Here is an 18,967-nt window from a genome sequence, read left to right as displayed (position 1 = left end):
CCCGTTAGAACGGGATAAGTATCTAGTATATTTGAAAATCCTACACCCCCCTCAATTGTAGTTTTCTTTATGCTAGTTATGATATGGATGCAGTAGACAATATTTGTCTACTGTCTTTTTTTAATCCTTTAGAGATTGAATATTCTGTATTTAGTCATTAGTTCATTTATCCCACTATTTGTGGGCAGTAAGACTCCCACCTCAAAATTCAGCTAGAGAAAAAAGTTAGGCGGGAGGTCCACTGTCCGTAAATATCCGATTGGTGAAGGCTAATAATCAGTGAGGATGAACAAAAGCCCCCACTGATTAAAGTTTCACTTTATAATAGATAGTAACATTTAGTATACATACAAAACATGAGCGTGTAGTTAAGTACAAATTCGTGGAAAGGAGTGCAGAGATGTTTCATACAGATCGTTTACAAATTCGCAAATACACAATGGATGATTTGCAGTTCTATGCTTCGCTATGGGGAAATGAGAAGGTAATGCGCTATATTGGAAATGGGACGTTAAAAACATATATGCAATGTAAAAAAAGTTTGGAGGAGTGGGTAATTCCTAGCTATAAAAACGGTCTTGGTTTATTTGTATTGATTGAAAAGGAAACGGGAATACGAATTGGTCATGCAGGGTTAGTAAAGCAGCAGATAGATGGAAAAGAGGAAATTGAAATTGGTTATTGGTTATCACCTCAGTATTGGGGAAAAGGGTATGCGAAAGAAGCAGCGGCAGCATTTCGAGACTATGGTTTCCAAGCATTAAGAATGAATAAATTAATTTCTCTTATTAATCCGGATCACCCCGCCTCAATCTTTGTTGCTAGAAAAACAGGGCTTAGTTATGAGAAAACAACTTCATTTCATGGGATGGACGTTCTCGTTTATTCCATTAAACGCGTAGGATGAAAAAAGGTAAATTGCATCTTTTGAAGAATGGTATATAAAAATAAAGGGGGGATTACATGTATATTTATCATAATGGCCTTATTATTCGTGAGGGAACGAATGGTGTGCCAGCATATGCAATTAAAACTTTATTCGAAGATGCTGGTTGGAGTAATGATAATATCCCTTCTTGGCAAATTGAAAAATTCACGATAGCATTTGAAAATTCAACATGGGCATTCACAATTTGGGATGAAGAAGAGATGATTGCGATGGTTAGAGTCATTTCTGATGGAATCATGATCGCGAACATAGTAAATTTAGTTGTGAAATGTGAATATAGAGGGAAGGGATTAGGTAAGAAACTTGTCGCTCTTTGTTTGCAAAAGTTGCCACATGGAGACTGGTTTGCACATACATCTGCGAGTAATTTTGATTTTTATAGAAGTTGTGGTTTTGAGGTGAGAGAGTTATCGAGAAATGGAACATGTGCGTACTACGGGTATCAAGTAGCAAAAAAAGATGGGCACCGATAAAAATAAGATAGTGTAAAAAAGGATCGCTATTTTAATAATATAAACTGAACTGAGACTCATTTTATGATAAAATAAAAGAAAATTCTGTTTATTAAACGGGGGATAAAAATGAATGTAAAAGTTGGGGATGTATTTAAATACGAAAGAAGATTTACTGAGGAAGAGGTTTTTGAATTTGCAAATATTACAGGAGATAAAGGTAGGCATCATATGGAATATGATGAAAATGGACGTTTAATGGTTCATGGTTTATTAACTGCTAGTATTGGAACGAAAGTAGGAGAAGAATTACATTACATAGCAAGAGAATTAGTAAGTGAGTTTATTAGACCGGTTTTTACAGGAGATACGATCACTTGTGAATTAACTTTAACAAATATTGAACAGATGGAAGGATATAAAAAGGTTTCAATCGAGTCAGTTTATCGCAATCAACATGAAAAGACTGTACTAGTTGGGACAAGTTATGGAGTTATAAGGGGATAAAAAAGAAGCCTGATTTACAGGCTTCTTTTTTATTTAATAAACACGTTTTCGATTTTCTGCATGACTAGAGATGAGTAATAATGCAGTTTCTTCTCCTATATTACGAACAATATGAGGAACACATGCATTCCAAGAGAAAGAATCACCTTCTTCTACAATTGCAATATCTTCTCCATGTTGAACTTCTAGTTTTCCGCGTAATACAAGGTGACATTCTTCCCCTTCATGGGCATTTGGTATATTTTCTTTCGGAAACCCAGCAGGAATTTCCACGAGATTTAGGCGAAGGCCACCTTGCTCCGCAACATGTTCAATTCTTTGTTCATCTTTTCCGTATACACTGTATTTACGCTCTCCCTTTTTGACAACTTTCAACCGATCTTTTTGTTCTAATAATAAATAGGGAAGGGGAACGTTTAAAAAATTGGAGATTGTTTCTAAAGTTGAGATAGATGGTGATGTTTTATTATTTTCAACCTGACTCATAAATCCTTTAGAAAGACCTGTTCCCTCACAAATTTGTGCGATTGTTATGCCTCTACGTTGACGAATTTCACGTATTGCAGAACCAATATTCATAAAATCAAGCTCCTTTTTGTAAACAACTATTTGTATCATAGCAAAAAAAATATATATTTTCCCAGTGAAAATGAATTGACGAATAAAAAAAATTAGTGTATGTTTTGTAATGTAAATAAAAGTTTTGTATAAGGAAACTATAAAGGAGAGAATGAAATGAATCAACATATCGGTAACTTAATTATTCGTATCGTGTTAGGGGTAACGTTCTTTATGCACGGTTTAACAAAATTCCAATCGGGGATTGACAATATTGCAGGGTGGTTTACAAGCATTGGTTTACCAGGAGGTCTTGCATACGGTGTAGCAACAGCGGAAGTAGTTGGTGGTATATTGTTAATTCTAGGTTTAGGTGTAAGATATATTGGATTATTATTTGCACTTGTAATGGTTGGAGCAATTGTAAAAGTAAAATGGTCAGCTGGTTTATTAGGAGATGGAAAAAATCCTGGCTTCGAATTAGAACTTGCATTGTTAGCAATGGGTGCGTACTTATTTGTTGCGAAAGCAGACGGTTTTGTAGATAATTTCTTAAAAGAGAGAATGTTAAAGAAGAACTAAATTAAATGGGGGGCTAACAAGATGAGTTTTCAACTTCATCCCGACACAACACTTGATGTTGTTCATTTATATGTATCAAATATAAAGAAATCACTAGAGTTTTATACAGAAGTACTAAGTATGAAAGTACTAAAAGAAGATGAAATGGTTGTTACATTTGGGAATGAAAATAACGAACCACTCCTTATTATTGAAGAAAAGAAAGAAGCTCTACCAAAGCAAAGAGGGAGAACGGGGTTATATCATTACGCAATCTTATTACCAAGCAGACAGGATTTAGCGAATATTCTTCGTCATCTTGTAGAAATGGTATATCCACTGCACGGCGGAGCCGACCATTACTTTAGTGAGGCCCTTTATTTAGCTGATCCAGATGGAAACGGGATTGAAATTTATCATGATCGCCAAAAAGAAGTTTGGCGTGATGAGAATGGAGAACTACCATTTGTTAGTAACCCGTTAGCTGGTGAAGAACTATTACAGCAAGGAAGTACATGGAATGGATTTCCGGCGGGTACTGTGATGGGACATATTCATCTCCATGTAGCTGATTTGGAAGAAGCGAAACGTTTCTATGTGGATGGTCTTGGTTTTGAAGTAACAATCCCAGCTCGTAATGGAGCGTTGTTCGTATCGGCAGGTGGCTATCATCACCATATCGGTTTAAATACGTGGCAAGGTGAAGAAATACCGCCGCAAATGCCAAATTCCGTCGGCTTGAAATATTTCACAATTGTACTAGCGGATGAAAAACAAAAAGAGCAAGTATGTGAAAGCTTAAAAAATATTGGCAAAGTCGCTACGTACAAAGATGGAATATTACAAGTTGAGGACCCATTTGAACATTGTATTCATTTCAAAATAAAAGGAGAAGCCTAAAAAAGGCTTCTCTTTTTTTACTTTCTTATAATTGCTTTTTCGTTTTGTAAAAATAGTTCATCAAACTGCTTTGCAAGCTCAAAATCTAGTTTCGTTAAACCTTTTGCATTCCAAGATGACAAAGTAATAATGACTGCTTTATACTGGATAAGGATAAATGGATGGTGATTACGTTCTTCTGATAGTTTGGCGGCTTCAGAGACAAATTCGACTCCTTTTAAGTAGTCGGAAAACATATATTTTCGTTCAATCCATTTTTCATCTTTTACTATCCATTTATCCACCTTGAATAATTCCCCTTGAACTTCTTCTTCAGTTAATCGCAGCATCATTTTTCACATCCTTTACATGCAGTAGTGCAAGACCATTGTTAATAAGGCGTGTTACAGCTTCGTCAGTTGTGAAAGTAGAAAGTTTTTGTAATAATGCTGCTGATGTTTCGTGCCCTTTGTTATGCTCTAAAAGTAATTCTAATATTTCAAGGCGAAGCAGCCATTCTTTCGGATAAAATTTATTTAATACCTCTTGAATTGCTACTAATTGATCGACATGTGCGTCGTGTAAAATACCTCCACCTCGAATATCACGAACTGTTTGATACATACGATCCAGCTCAGTTAATGCAAGAGGTGCTGGAGTTTCCTCTATTTCCTCATCAATTGGGAAAAATGATGCTGCATCTGCTGCTCCTGGGAATACTGAAATGATTTGTGAGCCAACAGCCATATCAAATGCGCCCCATGAAGCATCAAATAATACGCGGGCGTTATAAGTAACAGTGCAATCGATAAAGGAAATAAGAGCAATTTTCTTATCATTTTTTATAATATCTGTTACTTTTCCTTTTACATGAATACCACTTGCAAAAGTAAATTCAGCAATGTTTCCAATTGTAATTCCTAATGATTGTAGTTGTTCATCTGTACAATTTTCTAATGCAATATTTTCAGTGAGTAATCCAATTGGTGTTCCAAAGCCGTCACTGTGTACAGATGTAGAATGATTCGCTAGTTGTTTATTATGAATTGCTAATGCAGTTGGCGAATTTGTTCGCATGTAAATCACTTTACCTGCATCGTTTTCAATTGTCTCGCTGAATGTACCTGTAATCTGTAATCCACTAGTTAGTTCAGCGGTTGCATAGTTTTCAGAGCGAATCGCTTTTTCTAAACCTTCCTTTCCACCTGTTTTAAAGGCCATCGTTTCAGCAAATGTCTCAAGTGCTTCAGTCAGCTCTTCAAATGATTCACAAACAAATAGTTGTGGTTGCATTTTTGTTACGTCATAAGTTGTACCTGTACATGCCTCGATAGAGAATGGAACCTTTTCTACAGCGTCTGTTAAGCAATGTTTGCTTTCGCCAACAGAAGAAAGGAGACCAGCACCATATATTTTTGGAGCATCTATATTTCCGATTAATCCATATTCTACTGTCCACCAGAAAAGACGTGAAATTTGTTCAGCTTCTGATAAACCAGAAACTAACTTTTGTTTTTCAATTACAGTATTTTCAGCAGCGGCAACTTCGTCAGGAGTAGAAGTAGGGCTTTCTTTTACGATTGTTAATGTACGAACAGCTTCAAAAGCATCATGTTCTTCTTTTGTAGAGAAAGCTTTCGCACCAATTTGTCCAAAGCGTTTCACATACTTCGCATATGTAGGATCCAGTAAAATAGGTGCGTGTCCTGCTGCTTCGTGTACGATATCTGGAGCTGGTGTGTACTCGATATTTTCTACTTTCCGAATATCTGTTGCGATTGGTAGTAAGCCGTGTCCTTGGAAATCAAAGAATGCTACGCCAGGAATAAGTCCATCAATTGTTACAGCTCCCCATCCGCTTGGTGCTAAACAGTCATTCATTTCTTCTACCTTTGGAATTGCATCTATATTTATACCAGATGATTGTAGTCCGTTCACATAGGCTGGATGAGCAACGTCTTTTAAGAAACTATGATTTTGTCTCATAATGTAACGCCAAACAGCGTGATTCACCGGTGTATATTGATCATAATGCTGCGTGGATACGAATGGTTTTAAATGCGATGGAATTTCTGTTTTCTTTGTCATTTAGACATCCTCCTTGTTTTTTATAAAATTGAATATTGGTTGGGTATAGCTGGAACCACCACCTTTCAAAATTGTAAGCGCTTATAAAATTTTATCATAAGATTCGGAATTATTTAACATTTGTTTCTGTGAGAAATAGAAAAAGCCCCTATCGGAAAATCCGATAGGGGCGAAAGAATCGCGGTACCACCCTATTTGTAAGTGAAAACATACTTACATCTCAATTAATGATAACGGAAAAACTCCGTCTTTTCCTTCATGCGTACAAGCACTACGAAAAAGAAGCTCCAGAATTGTAATTCATACTTATATATGTGCTAATTTCCACCGACCATTAGCTCTCTGTAACAGGGATATAAGATATTACTGCGATTCTTTCAACGCGTATATATGAAATTGTGCAAAAGGGAAGGACGCAAAAAATCCCCTATCGGAAAATCCGATAGGGACGATAAAAATCGCGGTACCACCCTAATTGTAAACAGAAAAATTGTTTACCACTCACTTTAAGATAACGGAAAGATCCGTCTTTCTCTTCATGCATTATGTGCACTACGGGAAAGAAGCTCCAGAATTGTAATTCACGCTTGTATATGTACTGATTCGCACCAACCATCAGTTCTCTGAGACAGGGATATAAGTCGCTACTAGTATTCCTTCAAAGCCGATATATAATTCGTTCAACTAAACTATGTTTCGTATTATAAAACTATTTTTAAAAGATTGTCAACAATAATTTTATCTCGCTATTTGTGGGTAGTAAAATTCCTACCTCAAAATTTGGCCGGAGCAAAAAAGTTAGATGGAAGCCTTACTGCCCGTAAACGTCCGATTGGTGAGTGCTGATTAAAGTTTCACTTTATTCCACTTCTAAATCAATATTTAAATTAGTCGTATTTCCAGCTGCATCGGTTGCAACAATATGAATTGTATTCTTTCCTTCTTGTAATTGATTACGATCGAAATAAATTTCGTAGTTTTTCTCCCAAGTGTTTAGGAATGCACTCTCCCATACACCATTTCTGTTAATTTCATATTGCATTCTTACTGGAATACCAGGTGCAATTCAACCAGATTCTGTCATCCAATCTAGTAGAATATCATCAACTTTCCCTCTAATTATGAGATTTTCTTGATCAATTTCGTGTGTTAACTTAGGTGCTGTTCGATCAATAAATACAGCTCCTGTTTGTTTTGTTTCTCCACCAGAGTTAGAAGCAACAGCTTCGATTTGGTATAAGCCATCAGGCAACGGAGATCCGTCCTTTCTTGTACCATTCCATTTGAAAGATTTATAACCAGGTGTTTCGTTTTTTCCTTGATATACCATGCCTTGATATGTCACACGGTCTTTCGTAATTAAATTAGCATGAAACGCTATATCCTCAACAGGTGTAACTAAATAGTAATTGATTAGGTTGTCATCTAGTATGTTGTCATTATTTGGACTGAAAGTAGAATTAACGATTTCAACGCCATCGATACGCTTGTATTCTTTCGGATCAATACTAAATGTAAATGGGATACGCATTTCTTCAGTTTTACCTTGTTCTTTTACATACAGATTTCCTGTATATACACCTTGTGGTAAGGAGCTATCCACAGTAATAGTAAAAGGCTTTTCGATGTTACTATTTGGTTTTAAACTAATTGAAGAAGGGAAAGAAGTCTGGATTTTTGTTTTTGTATCTAGTAATTCAATACGAGTTGAAAAGTTTTTCTTTTTGTTAGAAAGATTTTGTAACGTAATATTTTGTGTTAGTTTCACTTTGCCGCTATTTGGCTTAATAAGACCGAAACTTACATTGTTCGGTTTCACTAATGCATCTGTTTGGGCTGCTTTTGGAATGTTAATTAAACCTGATCCTTGTGCCATGATAGGATATGTATTTTCATTGACATCCTTTAATGTTTTTGCAGTGTTGGCAAGAGCAGATTTCAATTGTTCTGTCGTCCAATCAGGATGCATTTGACGCAGTAAGGCAACGGCTCCCGCTACTTGCGGAGCAGCCATACTTGTTCCGTTGAGAGATTCATAGCCACCTCGTGGTACTGTGCTTGTAATCTTTACTCCAGGTGCAATAACATCAGGTTTTATAAGCCAACTTCCTTGTGATGGTCCTCTTGAGCTGAAGTTACCAATCAGTTCGGTTTTGTTTGGTTGTCCAATCTTTATATTTTTCTTTCGTTTTGTAATTAAAGTTTTCAACTCTTCGCCATTTGTATTTGATAGCTGCATAACCGGAAGAGCTACATCTTCACGTCCAAAATATTCGGGCATAATATTAATTTCTTTTTCATTAGAAATTAGTAGTACCCCGTTAGCGCCAGCTTGTTTCGCTTGTTCGGCTTTTACTAATGTGCTTGAAGTTCCTTGTAAGACAAGGGCGAACTTACCCTTCACATCTTGTTTAGCATAATCGCTCGAATTACCGTAGCCAACATAGACAAGTTGAGCAGCGTTTCCTACTTGGAAATCTGCGTTTGATAACGGTAATCCTTGGTAAGATTTATTAGAACCAGTTACTTGGAATGTCGGGAATAGAATAGAAACAGTAGATGCACCAACAGAGATGACACTACTAGCATTACCAGGAGCATCAATAGACCAAGGCTTTGGTCCATCGTTTCCATTTGAAACGACTGCAGTAACACCAAGTTTTGCTGCGCGTTCTAACGTCATTGTTACAGGTTGATCAGGGACATTCAAATCTTGACCGAGAGATAGATTTAAAACATCTGCACCATCTTGAATAGCGCGCTCAATACTTTGAATAATATCAGCGGTCGTGCCAGTACCACCATCATTCATGACACGGTAAGCGAGTATAGAAGCGTTCGGAGCAATCCCCTTTATTTTTCCGTTACCAGCAATAATTCCAGCTACATAAGTGCCGTGGACATTTCCATCCATCGGATCGTTAACCTCATCGACTGTATCATATCCACCGATATAATTTGCTTGTAAGTCAGGGTGTGTATAGTCTACACCTGAATCAATAATAGCGACTTTCATTCCTTTTCCATCAAGCGGTTTGCCAGTTGGATCTTTTAGTTTCCAAGCTTCAGGTGCACCGATTGTCGGTCCGCCAATATTTGGCGCTTCTTCTTTAGTAGCGCTTTTTGCTGTTTCATGCAATTTATATGTTAAGTTCGGATAAACAGCTTTTACTTCGGGTAAAGAAGCTAAAGCAGCAACTTGATCTCCTGGGATAGAAATAGAAAATCCAGAAAATAGTGTACTATACGTTTCTTTTATCTTTGCTTTTGGTGCTTTTTCTTTAATTTTCTTTGTTGTACCCTCTTGTGCCTTTTTTAGTTGTGTATGGTATGATTGCACATTGCCGTTTTTTAAATCCGGAGCATGCTGAATGTTACTTTGTGAAGCGAGCGGAGCATGTTGCAATTCTACAATGACTGAAATTTCTTTTGATGTTTTTGTTTCAACATTTTGCGCGATTTTGTTTTCTCCCCATTGTTCAATATTCACTTTTAATTGTGGACTAAATTGCTTCTCCTTTTGCAGCGATTCAGCATGTGCGCTTAAAGCTCCAAAATTAGAAAAGACGAGCGCCATACTTAATAGTGTAGACGTAGTTTTTTTCATTGAAACTCCCCTTAATAAAAAGTGCCAACATTCCGAAAATTTATCTTGCATTTTTGTTCTGAAATATAAAACCGAATGTTGGCTAAACTATACTTTCGACATAATTCATACCAATCCTCTTTGAATTAAAAATTTCTTGGGAAATGTTTTGGGATTATGTCGAATGGCTAATATTCAGCGAGGAAAGCCCATCATCCACTGAGCATGAATCCACAAAAATTGTGCAGTAACTGTCAATTAATGCAGGGTGAAGTTCGCATATAGTAAGCGGAATATGAGGAATGCTATAAGAAAAATGGAGGGACGTATGAAAAAAATTATCGTGAGTAGTAGCGTGGTTTTGTTTGTTTTTTTATCTTCAATTTTTAGTACTAGTGCGGAACATAATGGGGTGAAAGTTGCTTTTATTCGTCATCATGATCTTTGGATTAAAATTGATGGAAAAGAAAAACAAATAACAAAAGGCGAGTACATAACAGGGCCGAAATGGTCTCATGATGGAGAATGGATTTCTTATGCTAAAGGAAACAAGAAAAACACCTTGGAATTGTACCGATTGGAAGATGGAAAGAAAGTTAGGCCATTGCAATCTGAAGTATCGAATTATCAATGGTCACCGAAAGAGAATATAATTGCATTTGTATTTATGAATACACTAAATACGTTTGATGTCAAAAAAAAGAATACAGATTTTGAAAATGTATCGGCTGGTGTAGGTGATTATGCATGGTACCCTGATGGAAAGAAGTTTCTTGTATCCTCTGAAGCACACTTAATTCCAACAGGTTGGACAGGAGCTCAGCTATATGAAGTGCAAAAAGATGCACATATGAATCCTCACAAAATGAAGCATTTGTATGCATTACCAAATGAACATGATGATTTTCTAGCGCTAGTTGCAAGTGGGTTTGAGTGGTCACCAGATCAAAGGTGGATTTCATTTTTAGCGGTACCGACAGCTTCATGGTCAGCTGATAGTAATACGCTTTGCTTAGTTCGAGCAGATGGCAGTCGATTTGAAAAGGTAGATCAAATGCTATTAAACACCCAATGGTTCAAATGGGCGCCATCCAACAATATATTAGCCTATATTGAAGGAAGCGGGAGAGTTGCGTTAGAGAATAAGCATTTAAAAGTAAAAGAACTGCCTGCACTTCAGCAGAACACATTTACGCCGAAAGGATATGTCGATTGGGATTTTGCATGGAAGAACGATAAAGTAATAATCGTTTCACGAGCAAAAGAGGCAGGGATAGAAACGCCACCAGAAAAAAGGCCACTACCATCTTTATATGAGATCGATAGTACAAGCGACGAACAATATCAAATCACAAAGCCAGCTCATAAGCAAGGTGATTATCATCCGATCTTCATGAGGAAGAGCAATCAATTAATATGGATACGTTCAGACCGTAAGAAAGCCAATGTATGGATTGCCAATAGTGATGGAAAACAGGAAAAGAAGTGGATTGAAAATATAGATGTACCAGAATGGTATTATGAGAAATGGAACTGGGAAAATGTTATCTCGGTGAAAGAAGAATAAAAAACGTGCCTAAAAAATAATTTTAGGCACGTTTTTTTATTGTTATTTATGAGTTTTATTCGGCTTTTTCTTCGCTGGGTTTCCGTTCCCCTGACGCTTTCTGTTTTGTTCATCTTTTGCTTGTTTTTCATGTAGTGTATCTAAAAAGTCATTCGAGTTACCCATTTTTATATCGCTCCTTTCATTTCGTCCTAATTACTATAACCATTTCGGAGGATAATCATGAAATAAAAGTTAAGCACTTAGTTTTCTTCGAAAATATACGTAAAATATGCCATACGTAATAAATAGCATAAATAAAATTTGTAACTCTACATTTTCTTTTAAAATAGTTGCGACAGAAGATGGTAAGTAAGGTGATGTATTGCTTGTTCCTACACCTAACCATTTGTTTAAGAGGTTAATGGTACAAAACATAAAAACACCAGACCAGCTTGCTGTAATTGCTTTCTGTTTAATTTTTGTTTCACGTTCATCATCTGTAATCCAAGGATTAGCAGTTTTATCACTATTAAAAAATCCATTTATGTATCCCCATATGATCATTCCGATAAAGGCGATAATCCATTTCATATTTGTGATTCCCCTCTCTCTTGTAAAAGTATTTGACACAACTAATTGTAATGTTTTCCAATTAATTATGTCGAATGTTTTTTACATACCAGTTTTTCATATAGCAGGAATAAAGAATGAGATAGGGAAGAAATGTGTAAGAGGATTTCATAGTGAGAGGAGGCTGGATATGAAACTCGTCTTTGTTCGGCACGGTGAAGGAGAACATACAAAAGATTTGCCGTCAAGTTTACAAGTGTTGCATCCACCATTAACGGATGAGGGAAAGAATCAGGCTAAATGCATTCAATTCGATGTACCATTACAGGAAAAGGATATATTAATTGCCAGCCCTACACTTAGAACTTTACAAACGGCGAACATATGGAGTACGAAAGTAGCTTGTCAAAAAATTGTCCACCCATATGTATCCCCACGTATTTTTCCTTATCGAGAAGGAGCGAAAACATTACCATGTGATTACATAGTAGATCAGGGAATGATAGCAGATTTATTTCCACATTTTTCGATAGAGAAAAGTACAAATAAGCAGTTATGGACGGAAGGTATAAATACTATTTCAGAGAATCGTTTTCAGCAAATAGCAGATGAATTTCTTCTTTGGTGCTATGAGCTAGGCGCTGAAAGAATTTGCATTGTATCTCACGACGGGATAATTACAGCGTATAGGCAATATGTACAGAAAGTCGTTTTAACTAGATCTGATTTTTTGCAAGAAACGGGTATATATGAAATGGATCTATCCCTTAAAAGTTTGATGGATGAGATCTAATGATAGGATGGAGGGTGTATGTTGAATGTTGCATTAGTAGTTGGTTTTAATTCGGATTTAGAGGCGCAATCAATCCGAGCATCGCTTGAATATTTTGGGGCAAAAGTTGTAACATACTGGATTGGTAGACCGAGAGAGTTCATTAATATTCTTTCTGGAAAGGGTTTATATAACGATATCGATTATGTTATTTTTTGCTTTCATGGTGAGGAAGGAAAGTTTGTCATGGAAGAGTTAGGTGAAGATATATATGAACAAGATGAACCGAGGGGATACTTTGGTGCAGCAGAAATTTATAAATATGCAAAATTGCATAATACACATATTGTAAATAGTGGGTGTACGTTAGGGGAGAGAAAACTAGCAGAATCTTTCTTACGTAGTGGGGCGAAATCGTATATTGGATCGATAGATTATGTAGATGGGAATGCAGCACTTATGCTTACAATACGCTTATTTTATGGGCTTATTAACCATGAAAAAACGTTAGAAGATGCTTTTCAAGAGGCGAAATTAATCGATGAGGAGACACATACATTTCAATTATATAAATAGTAAAAAACGCCTATATTCTATATTCGAATATAGGCGTTTCACATTTAACTCACATTTTTTTTACATTTTCTTCAATGAAAATGATTATCACCTATGGTATGATATGTTCAAGTTTTTACAGGTAAAAAAAGTTACTATATAAACGTTAGTTTTTAATGTTTCATACACATGTCACAAATTATTCGTAATTAACGTTTGAAAAATAAGTAACTAATGTTATTATATTATCTGTAACTAACTTAATTACAACTTTAGGAGGAAGATATGGTTATTCAATTTTTAAGAGAAAACAAAGCAGTTTCTTTTGTGTTGGCAATAATTCGAGTGTATCTTGGTTACACATGGTTAATGGCTGGAATCGGTAAACTACAAGGAAAAGGATTCGATGCAACTGGTTATTTACAAGGTGCAATTGAAAAATCTAAAGGAGCACAACCGGCTGTTCAATCTTGGTGGGCATCATTTTTACAAGATTTCGCAATTCCAAACGTTGATCTATTTAATACACTTGTAACGTGGGGAGAAATTTTAGTTGGAATTGGTTTAATTGTAGGCTGTTTAACAAAAACAGCGGTCTTTTTCGGTCTTGTAATGAACTTTTCCTATATGTTTAGTGGGTCAATTGGTGTAAACCCTGAAATGGTTATCCTATCAATGTTTGTTCTAGTCTCTGGTATGAACGCTGGTAAATTTGGAATAGATGGTTTCATTATTCCGAAAGTATTAGGATCAAAAACTCAAAAACGCCAAAAGCAAGCTGCTTAATATATGAAAGCGGGTATCTCAAAATGAGATACCCGCTTATTTTATTTTTCAACTTTATTGTTCTTAAAGAAGTCTTTTACATACCCTACAAATTCTTGTGGCTCTTGACGAAATGGTGCATGATAACCTTTTTCGATAATATGGAAAGTACTATTTTTTAAGAATTGATGATACGTTTCTCCTTCTTTCCAAGAAACGCTACTATCATTTCTTCCCCATATAATTAAGGTTGGTTGTGTAATTTCATTTGCATTGATTTGAAGACGTCTAGGCCATAATTTCATTTTATTGTAATGCTCTTCATCATTACGCTTGGATTTTACTTTGCCCTCATCATAATCTGCAATAGTAGAAACGGTATTTAAATCAGTCGATAACTGTGGTTTTGGTGAGCCTTGTTTATTAACGAATGTATGAGGACCGCCTGTAGCATCAGTTAAAATAAGGTGGGTAACGGCTTCAGGATATAAATACGTTAAATTAAGAGAAATTTCTCCGCCCATTGAGTGTCCCAGTATTGCAAACGAATCATAACCTAGTTTTTTCATTAGTTTATAATACAAATTTGCATGGGTTGGGAAAGAATAGTAAAAATCCATTGGCTTAGATGAGCGCCCGAATCCTAAAGCATCTACAGAAATAATTGTATGATCTTTTGCTAAGTCTGAGTAAATCTTTTGAAAACCATCTGATGATCCACCAAATCCATGGATCATAAGTAAAGGTGGTTTTTCATTACCAATCTTTTTAAAGTAAATGGTTTGACCATCTATTTCTACCATTTTTTCCTCGGTAGCTAGTTTCGCTGTAAGTGTATTTTTAACTTGTTTTACTTGTTCTACTGGCTTTTTTGCTGCACTACATCCTACTAAAAGTGTAAGAGTAAGACAACCTACCATAAAATAGCTAAATCGCTTCAATGAGGTGTCCCCTTTCTAACATAACGCTGTGTCTATCATAGCAAATAGCATATTACGATTTCCAGGAAGTTGGCTACCATTTTTCATCATAAGAGGTGAAAGAAGCGTTTCTTGGAAATTTTCTGTTTGAAGAAATTTACGAAATGAAAATTGTGAATGTGGGACATCGATCCTTACTGTGCCATTCCAACACTCGCAGATCTTCTTGAATAATTGAATAGCATCCTTCTCTTGTTTTGCGATAAGTGGAGTGACGCATAATATATTACCTTTTTGTATACATAAGGAAAAAGCTTCTATACAGTTATTTCTCTCAATTTTAAAAGAGTGTATGGCTCTTGGTAATAGTAACGAGTAAAGTAGAGAGCGATTAACACCAGTTACGATTTGATCGAGAGAAGTGAGAGACAAAAGGTCTTTTTCTTTTACTTGTTGTGTATGAGCAATATGTGTCTTAGTAGTTTGTTTTTCAAAACGATGAATCGTTGTTACTGTGTGAAATTCGCATGATGTATAAAGAGGCTCGCCAGCTTTTGTTGCAATAAGTGCAATTGGTTGTTTTGGGAGAGTGTGTTCTAAGCAACGATTTAGCAAAATACGCCCGATGCCTCGGCCTTGAAAATTAGGATGAACGATTAACATGCCAATAGTAGAAAAACTATCTTTAAAAGGAAATACTCCTCCAGCTGCAATCAGTTTATTTTCATGCATATAACCGATAAGTGTGCCGAGAGAAAGATACATTTCAAATTGTTTTTTCATAAATGCTTTATCTTGTAACCATCCAATAGTTTTGCAAAGGTCGAGTAAATCAAAAATAAAAGTTTCATCTAGCTTTATTGTTTTCATAAATGTTCACCACTTTTCTATTAATTTTCATAAAAGTAAATTGAAAATGTTAAATAAGAGATTTACTTTAAATGAAATCCAACTTATTTATATTTTGATTGTAAAGGGGAAGGAGGTTGCTATGAAAGGACAAAGTTATACAAATTATAACTGATATTTACATAAGTTAACAAAAAATTTACATATAACTAATTTTCTCTTAATAGTCTTCTATTAAATTTGATAGTGGGAAATGAATAACCTAATTAGGGGGACAAGACAGTGAAAAAGTTTGTGAAAAAAGCATGGCCATTTGCAGTTGTGGCGTCGTTAGCAGTTACTTCGGTAGCAACATGGAATTTTACTCGTTCTAGTGAGGTTAATGCAGATGAGAACGGAAGCAATGCAAAGATTAAAAATGTCATCGTATTAATTGGGGATGGTATGGGACCTTCATATATGACGGCTCACCGTTATATGAAAGATAATCCAAAAACTTTTGAGATGGAATCTACAGAATTTGATAAGCATCTTGTAGGAACGCAAAAGACATATCCGGAAGATGAACATGAAAATATTACAGACTCTGCATCTGCAGCAACAGCTATGTCAGCAGGAATTAAAACATATAATGCAGCAATTGCAGTTGATAATGATAAAGCAGAAGTGAAAACTGTACTTGAACAAGCGAAAGAAAAAGGGAAATCAACGGGACTCGTTGCTACTTCTGAAATTACACATGCAACACCAGCTGCTTTCGGTGCGCATGACATTAGTCGTAAAAATATGGATGCAATTGCAAATGATTATTTTGATGAGAAAATTAAAGGGAAGCATAAAGTAGATGTTATGCTTGGCGGCGGCGTAAAAAACTTTGTTAGAAAAGATCGTAATCTTACAGAAGAGTTTAAGAAATCTGGTTATAGCTACGTAACAGATCGAGATCAATTGTTAAATGATAAAAATGATCAAATCCTTGGTTTATTTGCACCAGGTGGATTAGATAAAATGATTGATCGTAATGAGAAGACACCTTCATTAGAAGAAATGACAAATGCAGCAATTGAGCGTTTGAACAAAAATAAAAATGGTTTCTTCTTAATGGTTGAAGGAAGCCAAATTGACTGGGCTGGACACGATAATGATATCGTTGGTGCAATGAGTGAAATGGAAGACTTTGAAAAAGCATTTAAAGCAGCGATTGAGTTTGCGAAAAAAGATAAAAATACGTTAGTCGTTGCAACGGCAGATCACGCTACTGGCGGATTATCTTTAGGTGCGAATGGTGAGTATAACTTTAAAGTAGATCCAATTAAAGCTGCAAAACGCACACCAGACTTCATGGCAAATGAGATTGCAAAAGGTGCAAATGTAGAAGAGACATTGAAAAAATATATTGATTTACAATTAACACCAGAAGAAATTAAAGCGGTAAATGATATTGCTCCTTCAAAAGATGTAACAAAGATTGATAATGCGATTGAGGATATTTTCAATAAGCGTTCGGTTACAGGATGGACGACAGGTGGACATACAGGGGAAGATGTAAACGTATATGCATTTGGCCCAGGTAAATATTTGTTCTCTGGCGTTCAAGAGAATACAAATATCGCTAAACGTGTCTTTGATATTGTTGGCGGTGGCGATCCGAATAAAGGAAGACGCTAATTATAAATGAAAGTGAGGCGAAATGCCTCACTTTTCTTTTTAGGAGATGGAAAGATGAGATCTTTTTTCATGGGAATCGGACCTTTGCTAGTAGGTATAGTATTGCTCGCTGGATGTCAATCTCAAGAGAATCATATAGAACAAAAATCTACTACTAAAAAAATTGAGGAAAAGGTACAAATAACGAAAGAAGAAGAGAAATCGATTCAAGATGTTATGGAGAAATTTGTACGGACGACAAATGAAAAAAATCTGGCTGAACATATGGAATTATTTTCAAAGAAGATGCCTAGTGCTGAAGACTTAAAAACACAAAAAGAAGCAGCTTTTCAAAAGGGAAATAAGAAAATTGAATTGGAACATATAGACATGAAAGCTAGTAAAGCAGGATATGTCTTAGTTGAAACAAAGGAAAAGGAAATAGATGGGGAGGTCACTCTTCAGAAAAATGTACAGTATGCGCTTGGAAAAGAAGAAGATGGATGGAAAATTGAAGAAGTTCGCACGATAGGAAAAAAATAACGTGAAACTTGGGAGCTTACTGCCCGTAAATAGCGAAATAAAAAAGGTTCTCATTGGCGAGAACCTTTTTTTATAGTGGTAACATAATTTGATTTGAGCATGCTTCGATCTCATCAATATCTTGGCGAATTGTTGCCATTTTATTATCAAGATCTTCAGCTTTCATTGCTGCATCATGTAGTTCATCTTTTAAATACTCAGGTATTTTCCCTTCATATTTATAGTAAAGTTTATGTTCTAAACTTGCCCAAAAGTCCATTGCTAGCGTACGTAACTGGATTTCTGCAAATACATCTTTTGTACCAGAATTCAGTGATAAAGGATATTTAATAATCATGTGTAAACTTTTATACCCGTTTCCCTTTGGATTAGCGATATAATCTTTTACTTCTATGATTTCCATATCTTCACGCTTTTGAATGACTTCTTTTAAATGATAAATATCTTCTACGAAGCAACATGTAATACGAATGCCGATGATATCTTGTAAATGAGTTTGGGCATTTTCAACTGTCGGTAATAAATTTTTACGCTCAAGCTTTTTAATAATACTTTCAGGTTGTTTTAATCTTGTTTTTATATGTTCAAACGGGTTGTAATCCTCTAAAAATTGGGCTTCCCGGTTCATAATTTCAAATTTAGTTTTTAACTCTTCTAAAGCAAATGTATATGGTAGTACAAAAGCTTTCCAATAGTTAACTGTTGATTGATTATATTCCATTTATATACACACCTTTTCCAATTTACAAGCGAGGTTATTATACTAAATACCAAAGCATATAAGCGCAAGCAGCAAATGATGAGATCATAAAACGATATTTAGTTTTCATAATTTCAACTCCTTTCGAGTAAGATTCTATATGAATAAACGTGATTGTTAATAAGTTCACTATGTACAATTCCTATAGTAATAGATTCGTGTGAATTTCGTATGAACTAATTGTTTCAGATTTTTGTCTTTTTTTACAATTGACAAATAGAATGAAGTTATATAACATATAAATCGTAATCATTACGTTTTAGTTTGCGATCTTTGAAAGAAAGGAGAATTACATATGCGTGTAAATATTACATTGGCTTGTACAGAGTGCGGTGATCTTAATTATATTTCTAAAAAAAATAAACGAAACAATCCAGAGCGCATCGAACTAAAAAAATATTGTCCACGATTAAAGCGAGTAACGCTACATCGTGAGACGAAGTAGAAGACTAGAGAT

General features: G+C 35.5%; 20 protein-coding genes, 1 pseudogene and 2 other annotated features. Of the genes and pseudogenes, 12 read left to right on the top strand and 9 right to left on the bottom strand.

Annotation, left to right across the window (positions count from 1 at the left end):
- Positions 1–328 precede the first annotated feature (328 nt).
- The 3 genes from ILS93_RS09605 to ILS93_RS09595 all read left to right on the top strand — a co-directional run bounded on the left by ILS93_RS09605 (position 329) and on the right by ILS93_RS09595 (position 1,908).
- Positions 329–907, top strand: a complete 579-nt coding sequence (locus tag ILS93_RS09605; RefSeq protein WP_240368384.1) for a GNAT family N-acetyltransferase — start codon at positions 329–331, stop codon at positions 905–907.
- A 56-nt stretch (positions 908–963) separates the two neighbouring features.
- Positions 964–1,422, top strand: coding sequence for a GNAT family N-acetyltransferase (locus ILS93_RS09600; protein WP_000276112.1), 459 nt, complete (start codon positions 964–966; stop codon positions 1,420–1,422).
- A gap of 108 nt (positions 1,423–1,530) precedes the next feature.
- The gene (locus ILS93_RS09595) at positions 1,531–1,908 is read left to right on the top strand and encodes a hotdog family protein (RefSeq protein WP_001101452.1); all 378 of its coding nucleotides are present in this window, start codon (positions 1,531–1,533) and stop codon (positions 1,906–1,908) included.
- 33 nt (positions 1,909–1,941) lie between these two features.
- On the opposite strand, the gene ILS93_RS09590 is transcribed toward ILS93_RS09595, so the two are convergent.
- Complete coding sequence (locus ILS93_RS09590; RefSeq protein WP_064474738.1) at positions 1,942–2,487, bottom strand: helix-turn-helix domain-containing protein; 546 nt, start codon at positions 2,485–2,487, stop codon at positions 1,942–1,944.
- A 156-nt stretch (positions 2,488–2,643) separates the two neighbouring features.
- Between ILS93_RS09590 and ILS93_RS09585 the strand changes: the two genes are divergently transcribed.
- Together ILS93_RS09585 and ILS93_RS09580 are read left to right on the top strand one after the other, a co-directional pair.
- Positions 2,644–3,048 carry a DoxX family protein gene (locus tag ILS93_RS09585; protein WP_001071551.1) on the top strand — a complete coding sequence of 135 codons (405 nt, stop codon included), beginning with the start codon at positions 2,644–2,646 and terminating at the stop codon, positions 3,046–3,048.
- A 21-nt stretch (positions 3,049–3,069) separates the two neighbouring features.
- On the top strand, positions 3,070–3,927 hold the full coding sequence (locus ILS93_RS09580; protein WP_088048084.1) for a VOC family protein: 858 nt from the start codon (positions 3,070–3,072) through the stop codon (positions 3,925–3,927).
- Between the two features lie 17 nt (positions 3,928–3,944).
- On the opposite strand, the gene ILS93_RS09575 is transcribed toward ILS93_RS09580, so the two are convergent.
- The 3 genes and pseudogenes from ILS93_RS09575 to ILS93_RS09565 form a co-directional block, all read right to left on the bottom strand.
- The gene (locus tag ILS93_RS09575; protein WP_000979547.1) at positions 3,945–4,259 is read right to left on the bottom strand and encodes a 4a-hydroxytetrahydrobiopterin dehydratase; all 315 of its coding nucleotides are present in this window, start codon (positions 4,257–4,259) and stop codon (positions 3,945–3,947) included.
- On the bottom strand, positions 4,240–5,994 hold the full coding sequence (locus tag ILS93_RS09570) for an aromatic amino acid hydroxylase (protein WP_064474740.1): 1,755 nt from the start codon (positions 5,992–5,994) through the stop codon (positions 4,240–4,242). Before ILS93_RS09570 ends, ILS93_RS09575 begins: the two co-directional genes overlap by 20 nt.
- A gap of 162 nt (positions 5,995–6,156) precedes the next feature.
- Positions 6,157–6,384, bottom strand: a binding site (T-box leader).
- Positions 6,385–6,435: 51 nt separating this feature from the next.
- Positions 6,436–6,665 (bottom strand) — a binding site (T-box leader).
- Positions 6,666–6,853: 188 nt separating this feature from the next.
- Positions 6,854–9,601 (bottom strand): annotated as a pseudogene (locus ILS93_RS09565) (S8 family serine peptidase).
- Positions 9,602–9,908: 307 nt separating this feature from the next.
- Between ILS93_RS09565 and ILS93_RS09560 the strand changes: the two are divergent.
- Complete coding sequence (locus ILS93_RS09560) at positions 9,909–11,147, top strand: eIF2A-related protein (RefSeq protein ID WP_222660362.1); 1,239 nt, start codon at positions 9,909–9,911, stop codon at positions 11,145–11,147.
- A gap of 42 nt (positions 11,148–11,189) precedes the next feature.
- Here the strand turns inward: ILS93_RS09560 and ILS93_RS09555 are convergent, their stop codons facing one another.
- Complete coding sequence (locus tag ILS93_RS09555; RefSeq protein WP_222660360.1) at positions 11,190–11,312, bottom strand: DUF4023 domain-containing protein; 123 nt, start codon at positions 11,310–11,312, stop codon at positions 11,190–11,192.
- A 69-nt stretch (positions 11,313–11,381) separates the two neighbouring features.
- Positions 11,382–11,720, bottom strand: coding sequence for a hypothetical protein (locus tag ILS93_RS09550; protein ID WP_064474744.1), 339 nt, complete (start codon positions 11,718–11,720; stop codon positions 11,382–11,384).
- Positions 11,721–11,889: 169 nt separating this feature from the next.
- On the opposite strand from ILS93_RS09550, the gene ILS93_RS09545 reads away from it, so the two are divergent.
- The 3 genes from ILS93_RS09545 to ILS93_RS09535 all read left to right on the top strand — a co-directional run bounded on the left by ILS93_RS09545 (position 11,890) and on the right by ILS93_RS09535 (position 13,812).
- Positions 11,890–12,492, top strand: coding sequence for a histidine phosphatase family protein (locus ILS93_RS09545; protein ID WP_222654805.1), 603 nt, complete (start codon positions 11,890–11,892; stop codon positions 12,490–12,492).
- An 18-nt stretch (positions 12,493–12,510) separates the two neighbouring features.
- A complete protein-coding gene (locus tag ILS93_RS09540; protein WP_064474746.1) occupies positions 12,511–13,047 on the top strand; it encodes a hypothetical protein in 537 nt (178 codons plus the stop codon).
- A 264-nt stretch (positions 13,048–13,311) separates the two neighbouring features.
- The gene (locus tag ILS93_RS09535) at positions 13,312–13,812 is read left to right on the top strand and encodes a DoxX family protein (protein WP_088048088.1); all 501 of its coding nucleotides are present in this window, start codon (positions 13,312–13,314) and stop codon (positions 13,810–13,812) included.
- A gap of 41 nt (positions 13,813–13,853) precedes the next feature.
- Here ILS93_RS09535 and ILS93_RS09530 read toward each other — a convergent pair whose 3' ends face one another.
- Together ILS93_RS09530 and ILS93_RS09525 are read right to left on the bottom strand one after the other, a co-directional pair.
- On the bottom strand, positions 13,854–14,732 hold the full coding sequence (locus ILS93_RS09530) for an alpha/beta fold hydrolase (RefSeq protein ID WP_064474748.1): 879 nt from the start codon (positions 14,730–14,732) through the stop codon (positions 13,854–13,856).
- A 15-nt stretch (positions 14,733–14,747) separates the two neighbouring features.
- The gene (locus ILS93_RS09525; protein WP_064474749.1) at positions 14,748–15,581 is read right to left on the bottom strand and encodes a GNAT family N-acetyltransferase; all 834 of its coding nucleotides are present in this window, start codon (positions 15,579–15,581) and stop codon (positions 14,748–14,750) included.
- A gap of 261 nt (positions 15,582–15,842) precedes the next feature.
- On the opposite strand from ILS93_RS09525, the gene ILS93_RS09520 reads away from it, so the two are divergent.
- Positions 15,843–17,228 (top strand): alkaline phosphatase, encoded by a 1,386-nt coding sequence (locus ILS93_RS09520; protein ID WP_064474750.1) that lies wholly within the window; start codon positions 15,843–15,845, stop codon positions 17,226–17,228.
- Positions 17,229–17,282: 54 nt separating this feature from the next.
- On the top strand, positions 17,283–17,750 hold the full coding sequence (locus tag ILS93_RS09515) for a hypothetical protein (RefSeq protein ID WP_064474751.1): 468 nt from the start codon (positions 17,283–17,285) through the stop codon (positions 17,748–17,750).
- 70 nt (positions 17,751–17,820) lie between these two features.
- On the opposite strand, the gene ILS93_RS09510 is transcribed toward ILS93_RS09515, so the two are convergent.
- Positions 17,821–18,471 carry a GTP pyrophosphokinase gene (locus tag ILS93_RS09510; RefSeq protein ID WP_048562265.1) on the bottom strand — a complete coding sequence of 217 codons (651 nt, stop codon included), beginning with the start codon at positions 18,469–18,471 and terminating at the stop codon, positions 17,821–17,823.
- A 334-nt stretch (positions 18,472–18,805) separates the two neighbouring features.
- Between ILS93_RS09510 and rpmG the strand changes: the two genes are divergently transcribed.
- Positions 18,806–18,955 carry a 50S ribosomal protein L33 gene (rpmG, locus tag ILS93_RS09505; protein WP_222654807.1) on the top strand — a complete coding sequence of 50 codons (150 nt, stop codon included), beginning with the start codon at positions 18,806–18,808 and terminating at the stop codon, positions 18,953–18,955.
- Positions 18,956–18,967: the final 12 nt, after the last annotated feature.

Source organism: Bacillus sp. 16GRE42, from assembly GCF_019837435.1.
GTDB lineage: Bacteria > Bacillota > Bacilli > Bacillales > Bacillaceae_G > Bacillus_A > Bacillus_A wiedmannii.
Note: the sequence above shows the minus strand (reverse complement) of the source record. Positions and strands in the feature narration are given on the sequence as shown.